The following is an 18,095-nucleotide window of genomic DNA, read 5'->3' as shown; positions in this document are numbered from 1 at the left end:
CGCCTGCGGCGCGAGCTCCAACAGGCCGTTCCATCCGGGGCGCGCCAGCTATGCACTTAGAAAACCAGTCAACAATTTTATACCTCAAAAAAATACCAAGCTTAGTTTTGACTAAAAGCAAGCTTGCTATCGATCAATTACAAGCTTGTTGTTGACCAATAGCAAGCTTGCTATTTTATAAAGTCTACGAATGAGCAAGTTTGCCTTTGGATAAAGTAGATGATAGAATTCATTTAATGCAAGCTTTTACATGTTTAATTTTAGCAGCATCAGACTTTCGTTTTATTTAGCAAATCCTTAGTTTAGAAAAGTATTTTAAACGAGAATATGTTTTGATTTAAGAACAAAAAAAAGGTTTAGCCAAATGACTAAACCTTCTTATTTTATGTTCAAGTTATAATTATCTGGCGATATTAACTGCTCTGGTTTCTCTGATAACAGTTACTCTTACTTGTCCTGGATACGTCAGTTCATTTTGGATTTTTTCTGAGATATCGTAAGACAATTGGTGTGCAACTTCGTCATTCACTTTTGCACTTTCTACCATAACACGTAGTTCTCTACCAGCTTGGATAGCATACGCACTAGATACACCATCAAAACTTAAAGCTGCTGCTTCTAGATCTTTCAATCTTTGGATGTATGATTCCAACACTTGACGTCTAGCCCCTGGACGCGCTCCAGAAATAGCATCGGCAACTTGGATAATTGGTGATAATAGCGAGGTCATTTCAATCTCATCGTGGTGTGCCCCGATAGCGTTGATAACTTCTGCATTCTCGCCATACTTCTCCGCCCATTGCATACCTAAAAGTGCATGTGGAAGTTCTGACTCTTGCTCTGGCACTTTTCCGATATCGTGCAATAGACCAGCTCTTTTCGCAAGTTTAACATTAAGACCAAGCTCTGCCGCCATAGTTGCTGCGATGTTGGCGACCTCACGAGAGTGTTGTAACAAGTTTTGTCCATAAGAAGAACGGAACTTCATACGTCCAACGATTTTTACCAATTCTGGGTGAAGACCGTGGATACCTAGATCGATGATGGTTCTTTTACCAACTTCGATAATTTCTTCTTCGATTTGTTTTTGCGTTTTTTGTACCACTTCTTCGATACGGGCAGGATGGATTCTACCATCGGTAACCAATCTGTGTAGTGATAATCTTGCAACTTCTCTCCTTACTGGGTCGAAGCAAGATAATAGAATGGCTTCTGGAGTGTCGTCTACAATAATCTCTACACCTGTAGCGGCTTCTAAAGCGCGGATGTTACGACCTTCGCGACCGATGATTCTACCTTTTATCTCATCCGATTCAATATTAAATACAGACACTGAATTTTCAATGGCTTGCTCTGTCCCGATTCTTTGAATGGTTTGGATGACAATTTTTTTGGCTTCTGTTTTGGCATTAAGCTGTGCTTCTTCCATAATGTTTTGGACGTAGGCTTGTGCTCTTGTTTTTGCCTCAGCGCGCATAGATTCTACCAACTCTTCTTTTGCTTCTTCTGCGGAATAGTTAGATATTTTTTCTAACATTTCTACTTTTTGAGCAGTGGCAGCATCTAGTTCTTGTTGTTTTCTGTCAACTAATTCTTGTTTTTTTGCGTAGTCGTTAAGTTGCTTTTCCAAGTCTTTCTCTTGGCGTGCCACTTTGCTAAGTTCTTCGTTTAGTTTGTGCTCTTTATCCTTGGTTCTTTTCTCGGTCTCTTGCATTTTTTTCTCACGAGATTGAATGTTAGAGTCGTGTTCAGCTTTTAGTTCCAAGAACTTTTCTTTGGCTTGAAGTTGTTTTTCTTTTTTAATAGTTTCAGCTTGTGTGGTAGCCTTTTCTATGATAGTTTCGGCACTTTTTTTGGCGTCTTCAAGGATGAATTTTCCTTTAGAATTTAGTGAGCTTTTAGAATACATAATTCCAATAACAGCACCGATCACCAAAGCAACTATACCGATAATAAGCGTGATTGCGGTCATAATATATATAGAGTTTATTTAAAAATTTTAAAACAAAAAAACCTACAACAATCCAAGTATTAAGAGTAAACTCCTAATCAACACGATTTGAACTGTTTTTCATTGTCTGTAATCTGCGACGAGGCAGCGCGCCATCTAATGAACTTTCGTTCGGCAATTGTTTAGCGTTGAGTTTACCTGCTGTGTTAGAATTATTGTAGGCAGCTTGTATATTTGGAAGTTTTTCTAGTCTTCCAATTCTTCTAATAACTTATTAATTTTTGTTAATCGGTCATTAGTATTTGTTAAATTCTTTTCATTATTGGTTAAGTGAACTTCGGCATTTGTCCCCAACTTTAGCGCACACATTGCAAGGGCGTCTTGCTTGTCGCGTATGTCGAAGTTAGCCTCGAATTCCTTAATCATCGTTTCAATTTGTTTCCCAACCTTACGTAGGGTTTCTTCTTCGGCAGCGGGTACATTAAGAGGGTACACTCTTCCAGCAATATTTATCGTAATTCTTCTGATATCCATGCTTATAATCCGCTATTTCTTAATTCGGCGATACAGAAATCGACCTCTTTTATCAATTTGTTGAGGTGGGTTTTCATCAATTTGTTATGTTCTGCATTGCCGCTTATGGCTGAATAAAGTTTTAAATCTTTTTGTTGTTCTGCTAAAACTCGATTTTTTTTCTTCTCTTCATCAAATTCATTCTGCAAGTGCTCATAATCTTTAGAAAGCTCTGCATATTTGTCCATAAGACTTATATGGGTCTTGTGCAATTTAAGAATCTTTTTTTCTAATTGCACGAAATTATTTTCTAATTCTGATAGCATCGAGTTTGATAAATTCTAACTATTACAAAAATATAAAAAAAGCTTAATAAAAAGAAAGAATTTTAGTATTTATTTAATGTTTTAAATAAAGTCGTTCAAATAGTTGTAAACGAATTGTTTAGGATTTGAATTAGGGGTGTAAAATAACAACTTCCGTCAATTGACGGAAGTTTTGTATTAAAATGGATATCCAAAAGCAAAGTTAAGCGTTGGTCGCAAAAGCTTGTTTTTATGGATTACCCAACGATCGCCTTCTGGCTGGTTAGGATCATAAACTTTGTAAGCCAAATCCAAACGGAATTTGATATATGCCACATTTAATCTAAGACCAAATCCGCTACCAACACCCATTTGTTTAATAAATTTACTGAACTTGAATTGATCGCCGTAACCATTGTCTTTTAGTCCCCAAATGTTACCTGCATCGGTAAAAATAGCAGCTTCAAACATATTATCAATAGGAAGTCGGTATTCGATACTCGTCGTTAATTTTACATTGTCCATCGCGTAAGATCTAACACGCTCATCAAGCTGAGAATCGGCAGGACCCAATCCTCCAAATGCTACCCAAGCGCGAATATCGTTCGATCCTCCATTAAAATACGAGCGGATAAAAGGCATGTTGTTGGAGTTGCCATAAGGAATTCCAATTCCAACGAATTGACGAATAGCCAAAGTATGTGGTCGAGCTTTTTCTTGGAAAAATGTAAAATATTTTCTAAAATCAAAATCAAACTTCACAAATTGAGAATAAGGAATTTTGAAAATCGTTTTTGTATTGTCTTGGATAATGCCGTCTTCTTTTGAGTTTTTAGAAACCAATCCTAAGAAATTCCCAGCAATCTCAAATTTGCCACTGAAATAGAAAGGGTTTTTATATTCTTTTTGCCCGATTTCGTTATACGTAAAATTATAAATCAAAGACGAAATAATAACGTCCTGCGTCTGGCGGTCTTTGTTGGTTAAGGATTGTCTAAAAGAGTTGAACGTGCCTGTCTGTTGTTGATCCAATCCAGCTTGGAAAGCGTTATCGCGTACAATAATTCGAGAAACATTGTCCATTGTAAGCTGCCCATTGCTGAACTGTGCTTGCACTTCGGGATGTTGTAAAAAATACAAATCAAATATTTGTTTACGAATCTCGTCATCAGCCAAGAATAATTGATAATAATTGTCTTTATTCTGTGTAAAACTGAATTGTGTATTAAACAATGTCAACTTGTGCGACACAATATCATTGACATTGGCCAAATAACTAAGGCCGGTGTTGAAACTAATACGTCCCAAACCAATATTGTTTTGCACGGCTGCACCTAAAAATAAACTTGACGTTGGAGAATAACGTTTTGGAATGACCTTCCAATAACGTTTGAAAGGAACCCAAAGTCTTGGAATTTGTAAAGCGGCTTGCGCTGACAATTCGTAAGCGTTAAAAAATGCATTTTCCTTTTCGGGGTCTTTTGTTGTTCCTACAATTCCCGAAAAACTAAGGTTTAGGTTTTCTGCACCTTTAAAAATGTTTCGGGAAGTGAGTTCCAACGATGGTGAAAATCCAAAATTTAGAATCTCTGAATAATGTAAGTCCATCCCAACTTTGAAGTCGTATTTAGGCAGTGGTTTCAGAATATATTTAACATCGATAAGACTATCAACTTCATTAGCTTGACCTTCATTACGAAGTTGATCTACAGCTTGCAAAACTGTGAAGTTGTTCATAGCCATAAGGTTACGTTTTGTAACATCAAAGTTGCGCTGTTCGTAAGCGTCACCAGGTTTGTAGATTATAGGCAGCCAGAGCGATTGTAATTTGTATTGCGCAGTGTCTTTTCTGTAAATATGAATGCCTCTGAGACTGTCTTTTTTTATAGTTTTTTCTTCGTATTCTTTAATATTATCTACAACGGCAATGTCAATATTTCCGATTTTTGGTTTAATAAAAGGACCGTCCAAAGAATCTCGATGAATATCCATGGTTACAGGAACTTGTTTGCGACTGTCTAGGGTGTCGGCGGTAAAGTATATTTGTTCACCAGATCCATTGAATTTGTAATAACCATTGTCACGCATCAATTGTGTAATACGTCTTACTTCGTCTTCCAGAACAGTTTGGTCAAGGATATTGTCTTTTTTTATTAAACTTTTTTTGATGTCGCGCTCATAGATTTGTCTTACGCCAGCATCAGAAATACTGTAATAATAATCTTTGATAAAAGTGGGGTCACGATGAAGGATGTTGTATTTGACTTGTGCTTTTTTAGCTGCAGAGTCTCTTTTGGCTTCATAGGTTACTTCGGAATCCCAATAACCTTTATAGACTAAGAAATTATTAATTTTTTCTATGCTGGTTTTGGTTTTCGCATCGCTGTAGATAACAGGCTTTTCTCCCACGGTGTGCCAAAAACGATTCCAAAAGAGATTGCGTCCTTTGTATTCTGGATGCCCATATTTAACAAAAAGAGAATCACGAAGGTTTTGGTTTCTCATTTCGTTAGGGTAGGTCATGTATTCTGTTAAGATACTATCGTATTTTGGGTTTGCATTATTGTATGCGAGAAGTCCAAATGGTAGTAAGAAGAATGTTTTTTTATTCGGTTTCTGTGCAGCGTAACTTGGGATTTTATCACTCAGGATTTTACCATCTAGATAACTGAACTCGTTCTTTGTCAAAAGATATTCGCCATCCGGAACTTTCTTTGTTGTACTACATGCATACAGTAATAACAACATTAGACTTGCTGATAAATAAAATATATAATACTTTTGGGAATATTTTCGAAAATGCTTACCTCTCATAAAATAAAAATAATACAATCTCTTGACAAAAAGAAATTTAGACAAAAATACAATTTGTTTTTGGTTGAGAGTAACAAGATTATTAAAGAACTTGCGAATTCTCGTGTTAAAGTTTTAGAAATTTATTCTACAAATCCTGAAGAACTGAAAAATGTTTTTGAAAATCTAAGTATTTTTGAAATTAATGAAAATGAACTTCGGAAGATTAGTTTTCTTCAAAATCCAAAAGATTCGGTGGCGCTTTGTCAGTTAGAACCCTGCCAAATTGATGATTCTAAAAGCATCCAGATTGTATTAGATGGTATTCAGGATCCAGGAAATTTGGGAACTATTATTCGGTTAGCAGATTGGTTTGGTATCGAGCAAATTGTTTGTAGTCAAGATACAGTGGACTTTTTTAATCCGAAAGTGTTGATGTCAACAATGGGTTCTTTTGTTAGGGTTAATGTTTGTTACACCGATTTGGAAAGTTATCTTAAAACCTATAATTATCCAATTATTGGGACAGATATGGACGGCGAAAATATTTATAAAAAAGACTTTCCTTCGAAGTTTAGTCTGGTAATGGGTAACGAAGGAAACGGTATGCGCCCGAAGGTTGAAAGACTTTTAACCGATATTGTGAGCATCCCGAGATTCGGAAAGCAACAGTCGACGGAAAGCCTCAATGTATCGATGGCGACGGGAATTATTTTAGGCGAAATATTTTCGAATCGTTCTTAATTGTTGATTCAAATTTTAAATTAAATTAGTTTTTCCAAACTCGAAGCAGTTTTGCTACGTTGGTAATCTTCTAGTTTTTCTCGGACAAATTTTAAAGCAATTGGTGCGACATAGACCAATGCAAGACCAATTATTTTTTTGTTCCAATTAGAATTATTAAGATTTTTTCGGGCGTAGTTACCAATCAAAGTTACTGCGCCCAGACGAACGGCAGTTTCTAGAAGTCCAGAATCTACAGTGTTGTTGGCAAGTCCCACAAGATTTTTTGGAGAGGTTGTCTCGCGAATACCTTGCGACACTTCGCGCATAATATTTTTGGTGTTAAGGCTTAATGTTTGATGTCCTTCTTCGTCTTGGGTTTCTTTAAGATATTTGTCTGTTATGCCGTTGGTTAATACACTCAAACTTTCTTTTTTGTTTTTAAAAGTGAGTAGATTTTCCATGTTTTGAATATCATCTCTTAGAAGTTGTTTTTTTCTTCTTAATTCATCCAGATTATTGTATTGATGTGACATAATTAACGATTTAAAAAGTTAAGAACATTGTTAGCTACAGATTTTATAATTTTTTTTCGCATACTTATTACGATAATCATAATCAATAGATAAAATCCTGCAACCAGTAAAAAACCATAAGAGTAATTATCTAGTGCTTGACCTATTAAAAATGCAATTCCAAAATTAAATAAGATGATGAAAAATGCAAAGACAATAACCATAGCTGCGATAAAAGCAATAATCCCCGAAGATAAAGACGATTTTTCTATTAATTCTAAACGAGCGAGGTCGATTCTTTTGTTGATGTATTCTTTTAAAAGGTCTATCATAGCTGATATTTTAGTAAAGTTACAAAAAATTACAAAAAAAGGAACTTAGTGGACTAAGTTCCTTGGTAATTCAGTCTAGGTTGGGATTATTTCAATCCGTCTAGTTCTGTTTCTACGTCTTTAACAACATCTGTAGCTTTAGAAACCATTTGGTCCTTATATTTATCATAACCTTCTTTAACAGAAGTAGCTACATTGTTAGCAGTGTCTTTCACTTGAGAGGATATGGTGTTGTATTTATCCTTCACTTGATCAGAAACTTGGTGATATTGTTCTTTAACTTTTTCTGATGTTTTGTGATATTGTTCGTTAGCTTGATCTTTAATATCTCCAGCTTTTTTCTTAATTTTTTTTCTGGTTTCTTTTCCTTCTTCAGGAGCATATAGCAATCCTAAAACTACGCCAACTGCTGCACCGGCTAATAAGCCTGCTAAAATTCCTGCTGAATTATTTTTTTTAGACATAATGTGTGATTTTTGATTAATGTTTAACTTGATTTATTATGGTTTTGATATTTGCAACAAATGTACCAAAGAAATTTAAGAATTTATAAACTTTGTTAAATTAGGTTTATTTAATATAGGAAATAATTAATTCGATGGTTTGTTCTTTTGTTAAGTCAGAATTGTCTATAAGAATAGCATCTTCCGCTGGTTTCAAAGGAGCTACATCTCTTTCGGAATCAATTTTATCACGATCGATGAGATTTTTTTTGACTTCTTCTATAGAGATATTTTCTCCAAAGCCTAATAATTCCAGGTGTCTCCTTTTGGCACGTTCATCTGGCGAAGCTGTCAAAAAGAATTTGTAATCGGCGTTGGGTAGGACAATAGTTCCGATATCTCGACCATCCATAATAACCCCACCTGTTTTTGCGATATTGCGTTGGGTGTCCAACAAAAAAGCGCGTACTTCTGGAAGTTTTGCCACTTGACTGACATTTTCCGAAACAATAGGTTGACGGATTTCTTTATCAATATTATTGCCGTTCAAAATTAATTGAAGCTCATCGTCTTTTTTTTCAAAAACCAAATTTATTCTTGGAAGGCTAAGGATAAGCTGTTGTAGATCCAAATTGTCATTGTTGTCCAAACAATGCATCAATCCATAATATGTAATTCCACGATAAAGTGCGCCTGTATCCATGTGGATAAGGCTAAGTCGTTTGGCAATGACTTTAGAAATAGAACTTTTTCCCGTCGAAGAATAGCCATCTATGGCAATTACCCAATTTTTTGTCATCTCAGAAATTCTGATGACAAATTTAAAAATTTAAAAACCGAAACTACTATTGCGGAATAAAGAATTTTTAAATAATCTTTTTTAACGACGGTTGCCACTCATCTCAATAAGGTCGAGGCTTAGTCCGAACATGTTGACATTGGAAGCGTTATGATAGCGTGCATGAGAATAATCGAATTTGAAATAAGAAATCTTTATCCCAAATCCTGCAGAAATCCCCGAAAAGTTACGCTGGTCAAGAATAGCCATTTCGTTGCCGCGTTTTACATTGTAACCAAATCTAAGATTGAAGGCTTGTTGCGGAAATAGCTCGACACCAAATGATACGTGGTCCAAAACTTTTCTTCCAAAGTTAATAGGTTGACCATTGATATTCGTGTCTTGAGAAATATTGAATTTTTGTAAATCGTGTAACGTTAAGGTAATGGCTGCTGGAAATTGTTCCAAAATTTTGGTGTAGCCCAAGTCAATTCGGAAGGGTAGATTTTCGCGAACACCATTGAAAGGTTTGAACTGATAACCAAAATTACGAGCGACTAATGATAAAGTTTCGTTTGTTCTTTCGTTATGGTAAGTCACACCGATATTTGCAGAAATTGCGCTGGAAGAATAAGTGTCAATTTTGGAAGTTACAAAATTAACATTGGCACCTATTGTCCAATCTTCTTCGAACTGATAAGCATAACCTGCTCCGATAGACGCATCCATGGCAGAAAATTCTCCAAGAATATTGGCACTTTCGTCAGTACGAGGCATTTTTCCATAATCCATATATCGTGCATTAATGGAAATTAAATGTCCAAATTCCAAATCTTTGACATAATTAATTGTTCCAATCTTGGAATCCGCAAGGTAAGATGCATAGTTGACAGAAAGCATATTGTCCATTTCCAAATTCATGAGTGATGGATTAATGGCTGACATGGAAACATCGTAATCTCTTATAGAAATCGCATCGCCACCCAAAGCAGATTGCCGCGCAGAAGTCGGAATGTTAAGGAAAGGATAAACATTGGTCCCGTCTTGTGAAAAAACCAAAGCGCTACAAACCGCGAAAAATAAAATAGAAATTTTCTTCAAAGTCACTTCTCTTATTTGCAAAAATAGACGTTTTTAAAATTTAACAAAATATTTCGGTGTTAAACTTATTTCTTCATAACGTAATTCTTCTGCTTTCCTTATATTTGCAGCAGCTAAATTTTTTACTAAAATGAAATATAAGAGAATCCTCTTGAAATTAAGCGGTGAAGCTTTAATGGGAAATCTACAATACGGAATCGATAATGATAGATTGAAGGAATATGCACACGAAATTAAAAAAGTTGTTGATAAAGGTTGTGAAGTTGCCATCGTTATTGGAGGAGGAAATATCTTTAGAGGTTTAGCAGGTGCTGCAAAAGGTATGGATCGCGTACAAGGTGATTATATGGGAATGTTAGCAACGGTGATCAACGGGATGGCATTGCAAGGCGCTTTGGAAGATGTTGGGGTTATGACAAGATTACAATCTGCAATTGAGATGGACAAAGTAGCAGAACCATTTATCAAAAGAAGAGCAGTTCGCCATTTGGAAAAAGGAAGAGTAGTTATTTTTGGCGCAGGCACAGGTAATCCGTATTTCACAACAGATACTGCAGCCACACTTCGCGCTATCGAAATTGATGCCGATGTTATTCTTAAAGGAACTCGCGTTGATGGTATCTATGACAGCGACCCAGAGAAAAATGTAGATGCTGTTAAATTTAATAGCTTGTCATTTGAAGATGTTTTTGAGAAAAACTTAAAAGTAATGGATATGACAGCTTTCACGTTGAGCCACGAAAACAAATTGCCGATTATCGTTTTTGATATGAATAAAGAAGGTAATCTAGAACGCCTTATCGACGGAGAATCTATCGGAACGTTGGTGAATGTGTAATTTCTTAATGATAACGGATTGGCAAACATCATCTGTTATCTGTATCAATTATTAAAAATGTGTTAATTATCAAATTTTAAATATACAATGGAAGAATTAGAACTCATCGTAGCATCGGTAAAGCAAGAGATGGATGCTGCAATCAAGCATTTGGATCATGCTTTTCAGAAAATTAGAGCAGGTAGAGCTTCAACATCTATGGTGCAAGACGTTATGGTAGAGTATTATGGCTCTATGACGCCTATCAATCAGGTTGCTAATGTTTCAGTTCCAGATGCCATGACTATTTCTATTCAACCTTGGGATAGATCAGCAATCAACGCTATCGAAAAGGCAATTATCAATTCTAATTTAGGCTTTGCACCATCTAATAATGGGGATGTTATCATTCTTAATGTTCCACCATTAACAGAAGAACGCCGTAAGGAATTGGCTAAACAAGCAAAGGGAGAAACAGAACAAAGTAAAGTGGTTGTTAGAAACGCCCGTCAAGAAGGCATGAAAGAACTTAAAAAATTGGATGGCGTGTCAGAAGACCTTGTGAAAGCTGTGGAAAAAGATATTCAAGATCTTACGGATCAGTATGTTAAGAAGGCGGATGATGCTCTTAAAATAAAAGAAGCAGAGATTTTAAAAGTATAATAAAAAAAGATTTAGAAATTTTCTAAATCTTTTTTTTATAACAAATGTCATGTTTTTTTAGGATTTTTTCAAGAAGAATATAAAGTTTTACATATATCATATATTCTTAATTTTATTTATGAATTTAAGATAAATTCATAAATTCTAATTTCATAGTCGTACTACGAAATTTTTATTGTTTTTTAAATATAAATATTATATTTGCTAGAATTTAATTTCCTTTTAGTAATGAGAGATAAATTCCTTACCTGGGGACTTGTTTTAGTCCTTTTCACGACTGTTGTCGCTGTGCTTATTAAAGCCCATTATTGGATTCCAATAACCTTAGCAGTTTTGTATGCAATAGGAATACATAATGTAATGCAAACCAAACATGCTATTTTAAGAAATTTTCCTGTATTAGGAGGTTTTCGTTATTTATTGGAAAGTATATCTCCCGAAATTCAGCAATACTTTATTGAGAGAGAGACGGATGGTAAGCCTTTTCCAAGACATCAACGTTCGGCTGCGTATCGTCGTGCAAAAAACATTAGCGATACTGTGGCCTTCGGAACTCAGTTAGAAATTAATAATAGAAAATACGAAGGAATCAAGCATTCAATATATGCTAAAACACCTTCGCATGAATTACCCAGAACTACAATTGGAGGTCCAGATTGTTTACAACCTTACAGCTCATCTTTATTTAATATTTCCGCCATGTCTTTTGGAGCATTGTCAGATAGAGCACATATCTCATTAAACAGAGGAGCTAAGAAAGGTCAATTTTATCACAATACGGGTGAAGGTGGTATTTCTCCTTATCATATGGAAGGTGGGGATCTATGTTGGCAAATTGGTACAGGTTATTTTGGATGCCGTGATGATGAAGGCAATTTTAATCCAGAATTGTTTAAAAAATATGCGACACTACCAAATGTGAAGATGATTGAGATTAAATTATCTCAAGGGGCAAAACCAGGACATGGTGGCGTACTTCCAGGTGTTAAGAATACACCTGAAATTGCAGCAATTCGTCATGTAAAGCCAGGGATTACAGTATTGTCGCCTCCAGGGCATAGTTCTTTCTCTACTGCAGCAGGTCTGTTACAGTTTGTAAAACAGCTTAGAGATTTATCTGGAGGAAAGCCAGTTGGTTTCAAACTTTGTGTAGGGGATACTAAAGAATTTGAAGAAATCTGTGCACAGATGAATGTTTTGAAAATTTATCCAGATTTTATCACAGTTGATGGAGCAGAGGGGGGAACAGGTGCAGCACCGCCAGAATTTTCGGACGGTGTAGGTATGCCTTTAGAACCTGCGTTGATCTTTATTAATTCAACACTTAAAAATTTTAATGTTCGTGACAAAGTAAAAATTATTGCTTCAGGAAAAGTCTTAACAGCACTGGATATTCTAAGAGCTGTTGCTATGGGAGCGGATGTGTGTAATAATGCCAGAGGATTTATGTTTGCATTAGGATGTATCCAAGCATTGCAATGTAATTCTAACACATGTCCAACTGGGGTTGCGACACAAAATAAAATGCTAATCAAAGGATTGGATGTTACAGATAAAGCGGAACGTGTTTATCATTTCCATAAAAACACCTTACATACTTGTAATGAATTAATTGCGGCGGCAGGTAGAAGCTCTTATGAGCAGGTTGACGCATCAATGTTTATGCGAGGTGACGAGTTTGAACATTTAGCAGATACTTATTTTCCTGATATTTTAGGAAATGTAAGAAAAAGTTAATTATTTAATAATCATATAGATTTGAAGACCTGAATTTTTTTAAATTCAGGTTTTTTTTGTTTATTTTTGTACATCTAAAAAAAAGTAAAAAGAAAGAATGAATTCCTACAAAAATCCTCTTGAAGAACGCTATTCAAGTGAAGAAATGCTCTATAATTTCTCTCCTAATAATAAATTCAGAACGTGGAGACAGCTTTGGATTGCTCTTGCGGAGATTGAAAAAGATTTAGGTCTTGAAATTACCGATGAGCAAATCAACCAACTAAAAGAGCACGCAGAAAACATCGATTTTGATGTGGCTGCAGCTTACGAGAAAAAATTCCGTCATGATGTGATGGCCCACGTTCATACTTACGGTGATGTGGCTCCTCTTGCAAAAGGAATTATCCATTTAGGAGCAACCTCTGCTTTTGTGGGCGATAATACAGATCTTATTCAGATTCGTGATGGTTTGTTGATTATCAGAAAACAATTGGTGAATGTCATCAAAAAATTATCTGATTTTGCCATCAAATACAAAGATATGCCAACACTTGGTTTTACGCATTTTCAGCCAGCTCAGTTAACAACAGTTGGTAAAAGAGCGACACTTTGGTTACAATCTTTAATTTTAGATTTTGAAGAATTAGAATTTTTCTTAGAAACCTTGAGATTCCGTGGTGTGAAAGGAACTACAGGAACTGCAGCAAGTTTCTTGGAGCTTTTCAATGGCGATTATTCCAAAGTAAAACATTTAGATAAAGAATTGTCGAGAAGATTTGGTTTCGAAAAAGTTTTCGGGGTTTCTGGACAAACTTACGATAGAAAAATTGATGCAAAAGTAACAGCTTTATTGTCGAATATTGCTCAGTCAGCACATAAATTCACCAATGATTTGCGTTTGCTTCAAAACTTAAAAGAAATTGAAGAACCATTCGAGAAAAACCAAATCGGTTCATCAGCAATGGCGTACAAGCGTAACCCAATGCGTTCCGAAAGAATCGGAGCTTTAGCGAAATATGTAATGTCTTTGTCTTCAAGTTCCGCAATGGTGGCTTCTACGCAATGGTTTGAAAGAACTTTGGACGATTCTGCGAACAAGCGTTTAACAATTCCACAATCTTTCTTGGCGATTGACGCTATTTTATTGATTTGGAATAACATTATGGATGGTTTAGTGGTGTACGAAAACCGCATCCACAAGCATATTATGGAGGAACTTCCTTTCATGGCGACAGAATATATTATCATGGAAGAAGTAAAAGCAGGAGGCGACCGTCAGGAAATTCACGAAATTATCCGCGTTCACTCTATGGAAGCTTCCAAAAAAGTGAAAATGGAAGGTAAAGAAAATGATTTAATCGAAAGATTAATGAACGACACTTCCCTGAAAATGGACAAATCCAAGATTGCTGAAGTTATGGATCCCAAAAACTTCATTGGATTTGCACCGATACAAACGGAAGAGTTTATCCAAAGCGAAGCGAAACCGATTACCGATAAGTATTCGCAGCTAATTGGACTAGAAGCAGATTTAAAAGTATAAATGTGATGCAGTCTTGTCGGCTGCATTTTTGTTTTAATTTGAAATTTTATTATTTGAAATTTGAAATTGATTTTTCACATTTTTGAAATCTCAAATCTCAAATCTCAAATCTCAAATCTTTATAATGAATAAAAGAATTTTTGTAGAAAAGAAAGGCTTGTTTGATGTGGAAAGTCCCAAGATTTTTTCGGAAATCCTGAATGTAACTTCCCAAGTTGAAGAAGTAAAAGTGTATAATATTTACGATATCTTCGGATTGGAAGATGCCGATTTTCAAAAGGTGGCCAATTCTACTTTTGTGGATCCAGTAACCGATATTTTGCATGAGGAAAATCCCGCGAAAGATACTTTTTTTGCCACTGAATTTCTTCCTGGTCAGTACGACCAAAGAGCAGATTCTGCGGAACAATGTATCGCACTTTTAACGCAAAACGGAAACGCAACGGTTAGAAGTGGAAAACTCATTGAAATTAAAGGTATTTCAGATGCTGATTTGGTGAAAATCAAGGATTTACTGATTAATAAAGTAGAATCTAAGGAAAAAGATTTATCAAAATTAGAAATTCCTATCGAGAATAATCCTCAACCAGTCGTAGTTTACGAAGGTTTTAAAGATTTTTCAAAAGATGAACTGAAAGCTTTCTACGAAAATCATGGTTTTGCCTTTGGTTTAGACGATTTGGAGTTTATTCAATCGCATTTTAAATCTGAAAACAGAAATCCAACCGAAACGGAACTGAAAGTTTTAGATACGTATTGGAGCGACCATTGCCGTCACACCACTTTCGAAACAGAATTGACGGAAATTGAATTCAAAGGTCAGTTTAAACAAACTTTGGAAACCATTTTCAATGATTATTTAGAAAAAAGAAAATTTTTAGGTCGTGAAGCGAAGCCTATTTCCATGATGGATTTGGGAACGATTGCGGCTAAATATTTCAGAAAAACAGGAAACCTAGAAAACCTTGTAGTTTCTGATGAAATCAACGCTTGTACCATAGAAATTGAAGCGGAATACGATGGTAAAAAAGAACCTTGGTATTTGCTTTTCAAGAATGAAACTCACAATCACCCAACAGAAATTGAGCCTTTTGGTGGAGCTTCAACCTGTCTTGGTGGTGCTATTCGTGATCCTTTGTCGGGAAGAGCGTTTGTATATCAAGCGATGCGTTTAACGGGAGCGGGAAATGTTTTAGAACCTATTTCTGATACCATTTCTGGGAAACTTCCTCAAAGAACGATTACTAAACAAGCAGCCAACGGTTATTCTTCTTACGGAAATCAAATCGGTTTGGCAACCACTTTGGTGAACGAAATTTACCATGAAGGCTACAAAGCAAAACGCATGGAAGTTGGTTTTGTGGTGGGTGCTGTTCCAAAAACTTGGGTTAGACGTGAAAAACCTGAAAATGGAGACATCGTGGTGCTTTTAGGTGGAGCAACGGGTCGTGATGGTGTTGGTGGGGCAACGGGAAGTTCGAAAGAGCAAGACGAAACCTCTATTCATACACTTTCTACGGAAGTTCAGAAAGGAAATGCGGTTGAAGAAAGAAAAATTCAACGTTTGTTCAGAAATCCTGAAGTAACAACTTTAATTAAAAAATCCAACGATTTTGGTGCGGGTGGCGTTTCTGTAGCAATTGGTGAAATTGCCGATTCTTTGGAAATAAATCTCGATGTTTTGCCTTTGAAATATGAAGGTTTGAACGGAACTGAACTTGCTATTTCTGAATCTCAGGAAAGAATGGCAGTGGTTATTGAAGCTAAAGATGAAGCGAAATTCATTGAGTTCTGCGAGAAAGAAAACATCAAAGCCGTTGTGGTTGCAAAAGTGACTGATTCTGGAAGAATGCAAATGTTCTGGAAAGGTGACAAAATTGTGGATTTAAGCCGTGATTTCTTGGACACCAATGGTTGTGCGAAAACCCAAACGGTAGAAATTTCTCATTTAGAAGAAGTTAGAAATGAAAAAATAGATTTTACAGAAGAAAATTTTGTAAAAATCTTAAAAGATAAAAATAACGCTTCCCAAAAAGGTTTGCTGGAAATGTTCGATGCTTCAGTGGGTGGAACAACCGTTGCAATGCCTCTTGGCGGGAAATATCAATTGACAGAAATGGAAGGAAGTGTACAAACGCTTCCAATTCTTCACGCCGAAAATATCGAAACGGTTTCTTTGGCGAGTTGGGGATTCGATGCGGATATATCTTCTCAAAATTCCATGATTGGCGCTGCAAATGCCGTGGTGGAAAGTGTTTCCAAAATTGTGGCGATGGGTGGAGATTACAAGAAAATCCGTTTGAGCTTCCAAGAATATTTCGAAAAACTGGGAAATCAGCCTGAAAAATGGGGTAAACCAATGGCTTCGTTGTTAGGAGCTTATAATGCTCAAATGAATCTTGGTTTGGCAGCAATTGGTGGAAAAGACTCTATGAGTGGGACTTTCCAAAATATTAATGTCCCTCCAACCTTAATTTCTTTTGCTTGTGCAAATGGGGTGAAACGTCACATTATTTCTCCAGAATTCAAACTTTCGGGAAATCATTTGTATCATTTCTACAATCAAGCTAACGAAGATGGACTTCCGAATTATGATGTATTGAAAGACGTTTACGAATTTATTCATGATGGAATTGTAAAAGGAAACATCATTTCTGCAAAAACCATCAAAGAAGGTGGAGTAGCGGTTGCTTTAGTAAAAATGTCTTTTGGAAACGGTCTTGGTGCGAATGTAAATCTTGACGAAATTCAAATTTTAGAGAAAAATATCGGAGGATTAATCATTGAATCGGTTAACGAATTATCTCATCCATCACTTACAAAAATCGGAAATGTAACTGATAACGGAAATTTAACCATCAACAATCTCGAATCTCGAATCTCGAATCTCGAATCTGTATTTACCGGAACTTTTGAAGGACTTTTTCCAACTTCAGAAAAGGAAAAAATTGTAGTGAATATTGATGAAAACTTGAATTCAATACATCCAAGAAATATCATCATCAAAAAACATGGCATTGCAAAACCGAAAGTTTTTGCTCCCGTTTTTCCAGGAACGAACTGCGAATACGAAACGCAAAATGCTTTCAGAAAAGAAGGTGCAGAAGTTTCAAGTTTGCCATTAATCAATCTTGATTTCAATAAATTGAATGAAAGTATCGATGCTTGGGTGAAAGAAATTGAGCAATCTCAAATTTTAGTTTTCTCAGGAGGCTTCTCAGCAGGTGACGAGCCGGATGGTTCCGCAAAATTCATCGTCAACGTTCTTAAAAACGAAAAAATGAAAGACGCTGTTCATGCGTTGTTGCAACGTGACGGAATGATTTTAGGGATCTGCAACGGTTTCCAAGCTTTGGTAAAATCTGGATTATTGCCTTATGGTGAAATCCGTGATTTGGATGCTAACTCTCCAACATTAGCGCACAACGCTATCGGAAGACATATTTCGCAAATGGTGAATGTGAGAGTAACGAATGAAAATTCGCCTTGGTTAAAAGGAATGAAAGATTTGACCTATACAATTCCAATTTCGCATGGTGAAGGTCGTTTTATGGCTTCGGAAGAGGTGTTGACAGAACTTTATAAAAACGGACAAATCGCAACTCAATATGTAGATTTCGACGGAAATATCGCGCACGGAATGCCGTTTAATCCTAATAACTCATTATTTGGAATTGAGGGTGTGACGAGTTTAGATGGTAAAATTTTTGGTAGAATGGGACATCCAGAGCGTTTTGCTGAAGGTTTGATGAAAAATATTCCATCTGCGAATTATCACAACATTTTCAAAAATGGTGTGGCGTATTTTAAATAAATTGTCTTAATAGAAGAAACTAATAAATATAGGAATTGTAGGCCGTCTACAATTCCTATATTTGCATTTGCAATCACTCTAAACT

The 18,095-nt window shown here is 35.9% G+C and carries 15 protein-coding genes; 6 read left to right on the top strand and 9 right to left on the bottom strand.

Annotation, left to right across the window (positions count from 1 at the left end):
* Positions 1 to 400 precede the first annotated feature (400 nt).
* The 4 genes from rny to tamL form a co-directional block, all read right to left on the bottom strand.
* Complete coding sequence (rny, locus tag ACVFVN_RS10880) at positions 401 to 1,972, bottom strand: ribonuclease Y (protein WP_165136925.1); 1,572 nt, start codon at positions 1,970 to 1,972, stop codon at positions 401 to 403.
* Positions 1,973 to 2,197: 225 nt separating this feature from the next.
* Positions 2,198 to 2,485, bottom strand: a complete 288-nt coding sequence (locus ACVFVN_RS10875) for a cell division protein ZapA (protein WP_165136928.1) — start codon at positions 2,483 to 2,485, stop codon at positions 2,198 to 2,200.
* A gap of 2 nt (positions 2,486 to 2,487) precedes the next feature.
* Entirely contained in the window at positions 2,488 to 2,736 is a 249-nt protein-coding gene (locus ACVFVN_RS10870) for a hypothetical protein (RefSeq protein WP_228455870.1), read from the bottom strand.
* A 231-nt stretch (positions 2,737 to 2,967) separates the two neighbouring features.
* Positions 2,968 to 5,583, bottom strand: a complete 2,616-nt coding sequence (tamL, locus tag ACVFVN_RS10865; RefSeq protein WP_456235268.1) for a translocation and assembly module lipoprotein TamL — start codon at positions 5,581 to 5,583, stop codon at positions 2,968 to 2,970.
* Between tamL and ACVFVN_RS10860 the strand changes: the two genes are divergently transcribed.
* A complete protein-coding gene (locus ACVFVN_RS10860) occupies positions 5,569 to 6,306 on the top strand; it encodes an RNA methyltransferase (protein ID WP_165136937.1) in 738 nt (245 codons plus the stop codon). The two genes, tamL and ACVFVN_RS10860, sit on opposite strands and share 15 nt — an antisense overlap.
* A gap of 20 nt (positions 6,307 to 6,326) precedes the next feature.
* On the opposite strand, the gene ACVFVN_RS10855 is transcribed toward ACVFVN_RS10860, so the two are convergent.
* The 5 genes from ACVFVN_RS10855 to porQ all read right to left on the bottom strand — a co-directional run bounded on the left by ACVFVN_RS10855 (position 6,327) and on the right by porQ (position 9,475).
* Positions 6,327 to 6,821 (bottom strand): phosphoribosyl-ATP pyrophosphatase, encoded by a 495-nt coding sequence (locus ACVFVN_RS10855; RefSeq protein WP_456235267.1) that lies wholly within the window; start codon positions 6,819 to 6,821, stop codon positions 6,327 to 6,329.
* Positions 6,822 to 6,823: 2 nt separating this feature from the next.
* Complete coding sequence (locus ACVFVN_RS10850) at positions 6,824 to 7,132, bottom strand: phage holin family protein (protein ID WP_165136943.1); 309 nt, start codon at positions 7,130 to 7,132, stop codon at positions 6,824 to 6,826.
* 86 nt (positions 7,133 to 7,218) lie between these two features.
* Complete coding sequence (locus ACVFVN_RS10845; protein WP_165136946.1) at positions 7,219 to 7,596, bottom strand: YtxH domain-containing protein; 378 nt, start codon at positions 7,594 to 7,596, stop codon at positions 7,219 to 7,221.
* 106 nt (positions 7,597 to 7,702) lie between these two features.
* Positions 7,703 to 8,374, bottom strand: coding sequence for a (d)CMP kinase (cmk, locus tag ACVFVN_RS10840; protein WP_456235266.1), 672 nt, complete (start codon positions 8,372 to 8,374; stop codon positions 7,703 to 7,705).
* Between the two features lie 81 nt (positions 8,375 to 8,455).
* Complete coding sequence (gene porQ / locus ACVFVN_RS10835) at positions 8,456 to 9,475, bottom strand: type IX secretion system protein PorQ (RefSeq protein ID WP_456235265.1); 1,020 nt, start codon at positions 9,473 to 9,475, stop codon at positions 8,456 to 8,458.
* A gap of 109 nt (positions 9,476 to 9,584) precedes the next feature.
* Between porQ and pyrH the strand changes: the two genes are divergently transcribed.
* From pyrH to ACVFVN_RS10810, 5 genes are all read left to right on the top strand, one after another.
* On the top strand, positions 9,585 to 10,292 hold the full coding sequence (gene pyrH, locus ACVFVN_RS10830; RefSeq protein ID WP_165136952.1) for a UMP kinase: 708 nt from the start codon (positions 9,585 to 9,587) through the stop codon (positions 10,290 to 10,292).
* Positions 10,293 to 10,379: 87 nt separating this feature from the next.
* Complete coding sequence (gene frr, locus ACVFVN_RS10825; RefSeq protein WP_456235264.1) at positions 10,380 to 10,934, top strand: ribosome recycling factor; 555 nt, start codon at positions 10,380 to 10,382, stop codon at positions 10,932 to 10,934.
* A gap of 228 nt (positions 10,935 to 11,162) precedes the next feature.
* Positions 11,163 to 12,671, top strand: coding sequence for an FMN-binding glutamate synthase family protein (locus ACVFVN_RS10820; protein WP_165136958.1), 1,509 nt, complete (start codon positions 11,163 to 11,165; stop codon positions 12,669 to 12,671).
* 97 nt (positions 12,672 to 12,768) lie between these two features.
* Positions 12,769 to 14,196, top strand: coding sequence for an adenylosuccinate lyase (gene purB / locus ACVFVN_RS10815; RefSeq protein WP_456235263.1), 1,428 nt, complete (start codon positions 12,769 to 12,771; stop codon positions 14,194 to 14,196).
* A gap of 124 nt (positions 14,197 to 14,320) precedes the next feature.
* Positions 14,321 to 18,010, top strand: coding sequence for a phosphoribosylformylglycinamidine synthase (locus tag ACVFVN_RS10810; RefSeq protein ID WP_456235262.1), 3,690 nt, complete (start codon positions 14,321 to 14,323; stop codon positions 18,008 to 18,010).
* The last annotated feature ends 85 nt before the right edge of the window (positions 18,011 to 18,095 follow it).

The organism is Soonwooa purpurea, assembly GCF_053891095.1.
This window is presented reverse-complemented; position numbering and strand designations above follow the sequence as displayed.

Coding starts and splice junctions, on each gene's coding strand:
- pyrH (WP_165136952.1), top strand. CDS start 9,585: ATGAAATATAAGAGAATCCTCTTGAAATTAAGCGGTGAAGCTTTAATG.
- purB (WP_456235263.1), top strand. CDS start 12,769: ATGAATTCCTACAAAAATCCTCTTGAAGAACGCTATTCAAGTGAAGAA.
- ACVFVN_RS10875 (WP_165136928.1), bottom strand. CDS start 2,485: ATGGATATCAGAAGAATTACGATAAATATTGCTGGAAGAGTGTACCCT.
- ACVFVN_RS10845 (WP_165136946.1), bottom strand. CDS start 7,596: ATGTCTAAAAAAAATAATTCAGCAGGAATTTTAGCAGGCTTATTAGCC.
- ACVFVN_RS10810 (WP_456235262.1), top strand. CDS start 14,321: ATGAATAAAAGAATTTTTGTAGAAAAGAAAGGCTTGTTTGATGTGGAA.
- frr (WP_456235264.1), top strand. CDS start 10,380: ATGGAAGAATTAGAACTCATCGTAGCATCGGTAAAGCAAGAGATGGAT.
- ACVFVN_RS10860 (WP_165136937.1), top strand. CDS start 5,569: ATGCTTACCTCTCATAAAATAAAAATAATACAATCTCTTGACAAAAAG.
- ACVFVN_RS10855 (WP_456235267.1), bottom strand. CDS start 6,821: ATGTCACATCAATACAATAATCTGGATGAATTAAGAAGAAAAAAACAA.
- ACVFVN_RS10820 (WP_165136958.1), top strand. CDS start 11,163: ATGAGAGATAAATTCCTTACCTGGGGACTTGTTTTAGTCCTTTTCACG.
- tamL (WP_456235268.1), bottom strand. CDS start 5,583: ATGAGAGGTAAGCATTTTCGAAAATATTCCCAAAAGTATTATATATTT.
- ACVFVN_RS10850 (WP_165136943.1), bottom strand. CDS start 7,132: ATGATAGACCTTTTAAAAGAATACATCAACAAAAGAATCGACCTCGCT.
- cmk (WP_456235266.1), bottom strand. CDS start 8,374: ATGACAAAAAATTGGGTAATTGCCATAGATGGCTATTCTTCGACGGGA.
- rny (WP_165136925.1), bottom strand. CDS start 1,972: ATGACCGCAATCACGCTTATTATCGGTATAGTTGCTTTGGTGATCGGT.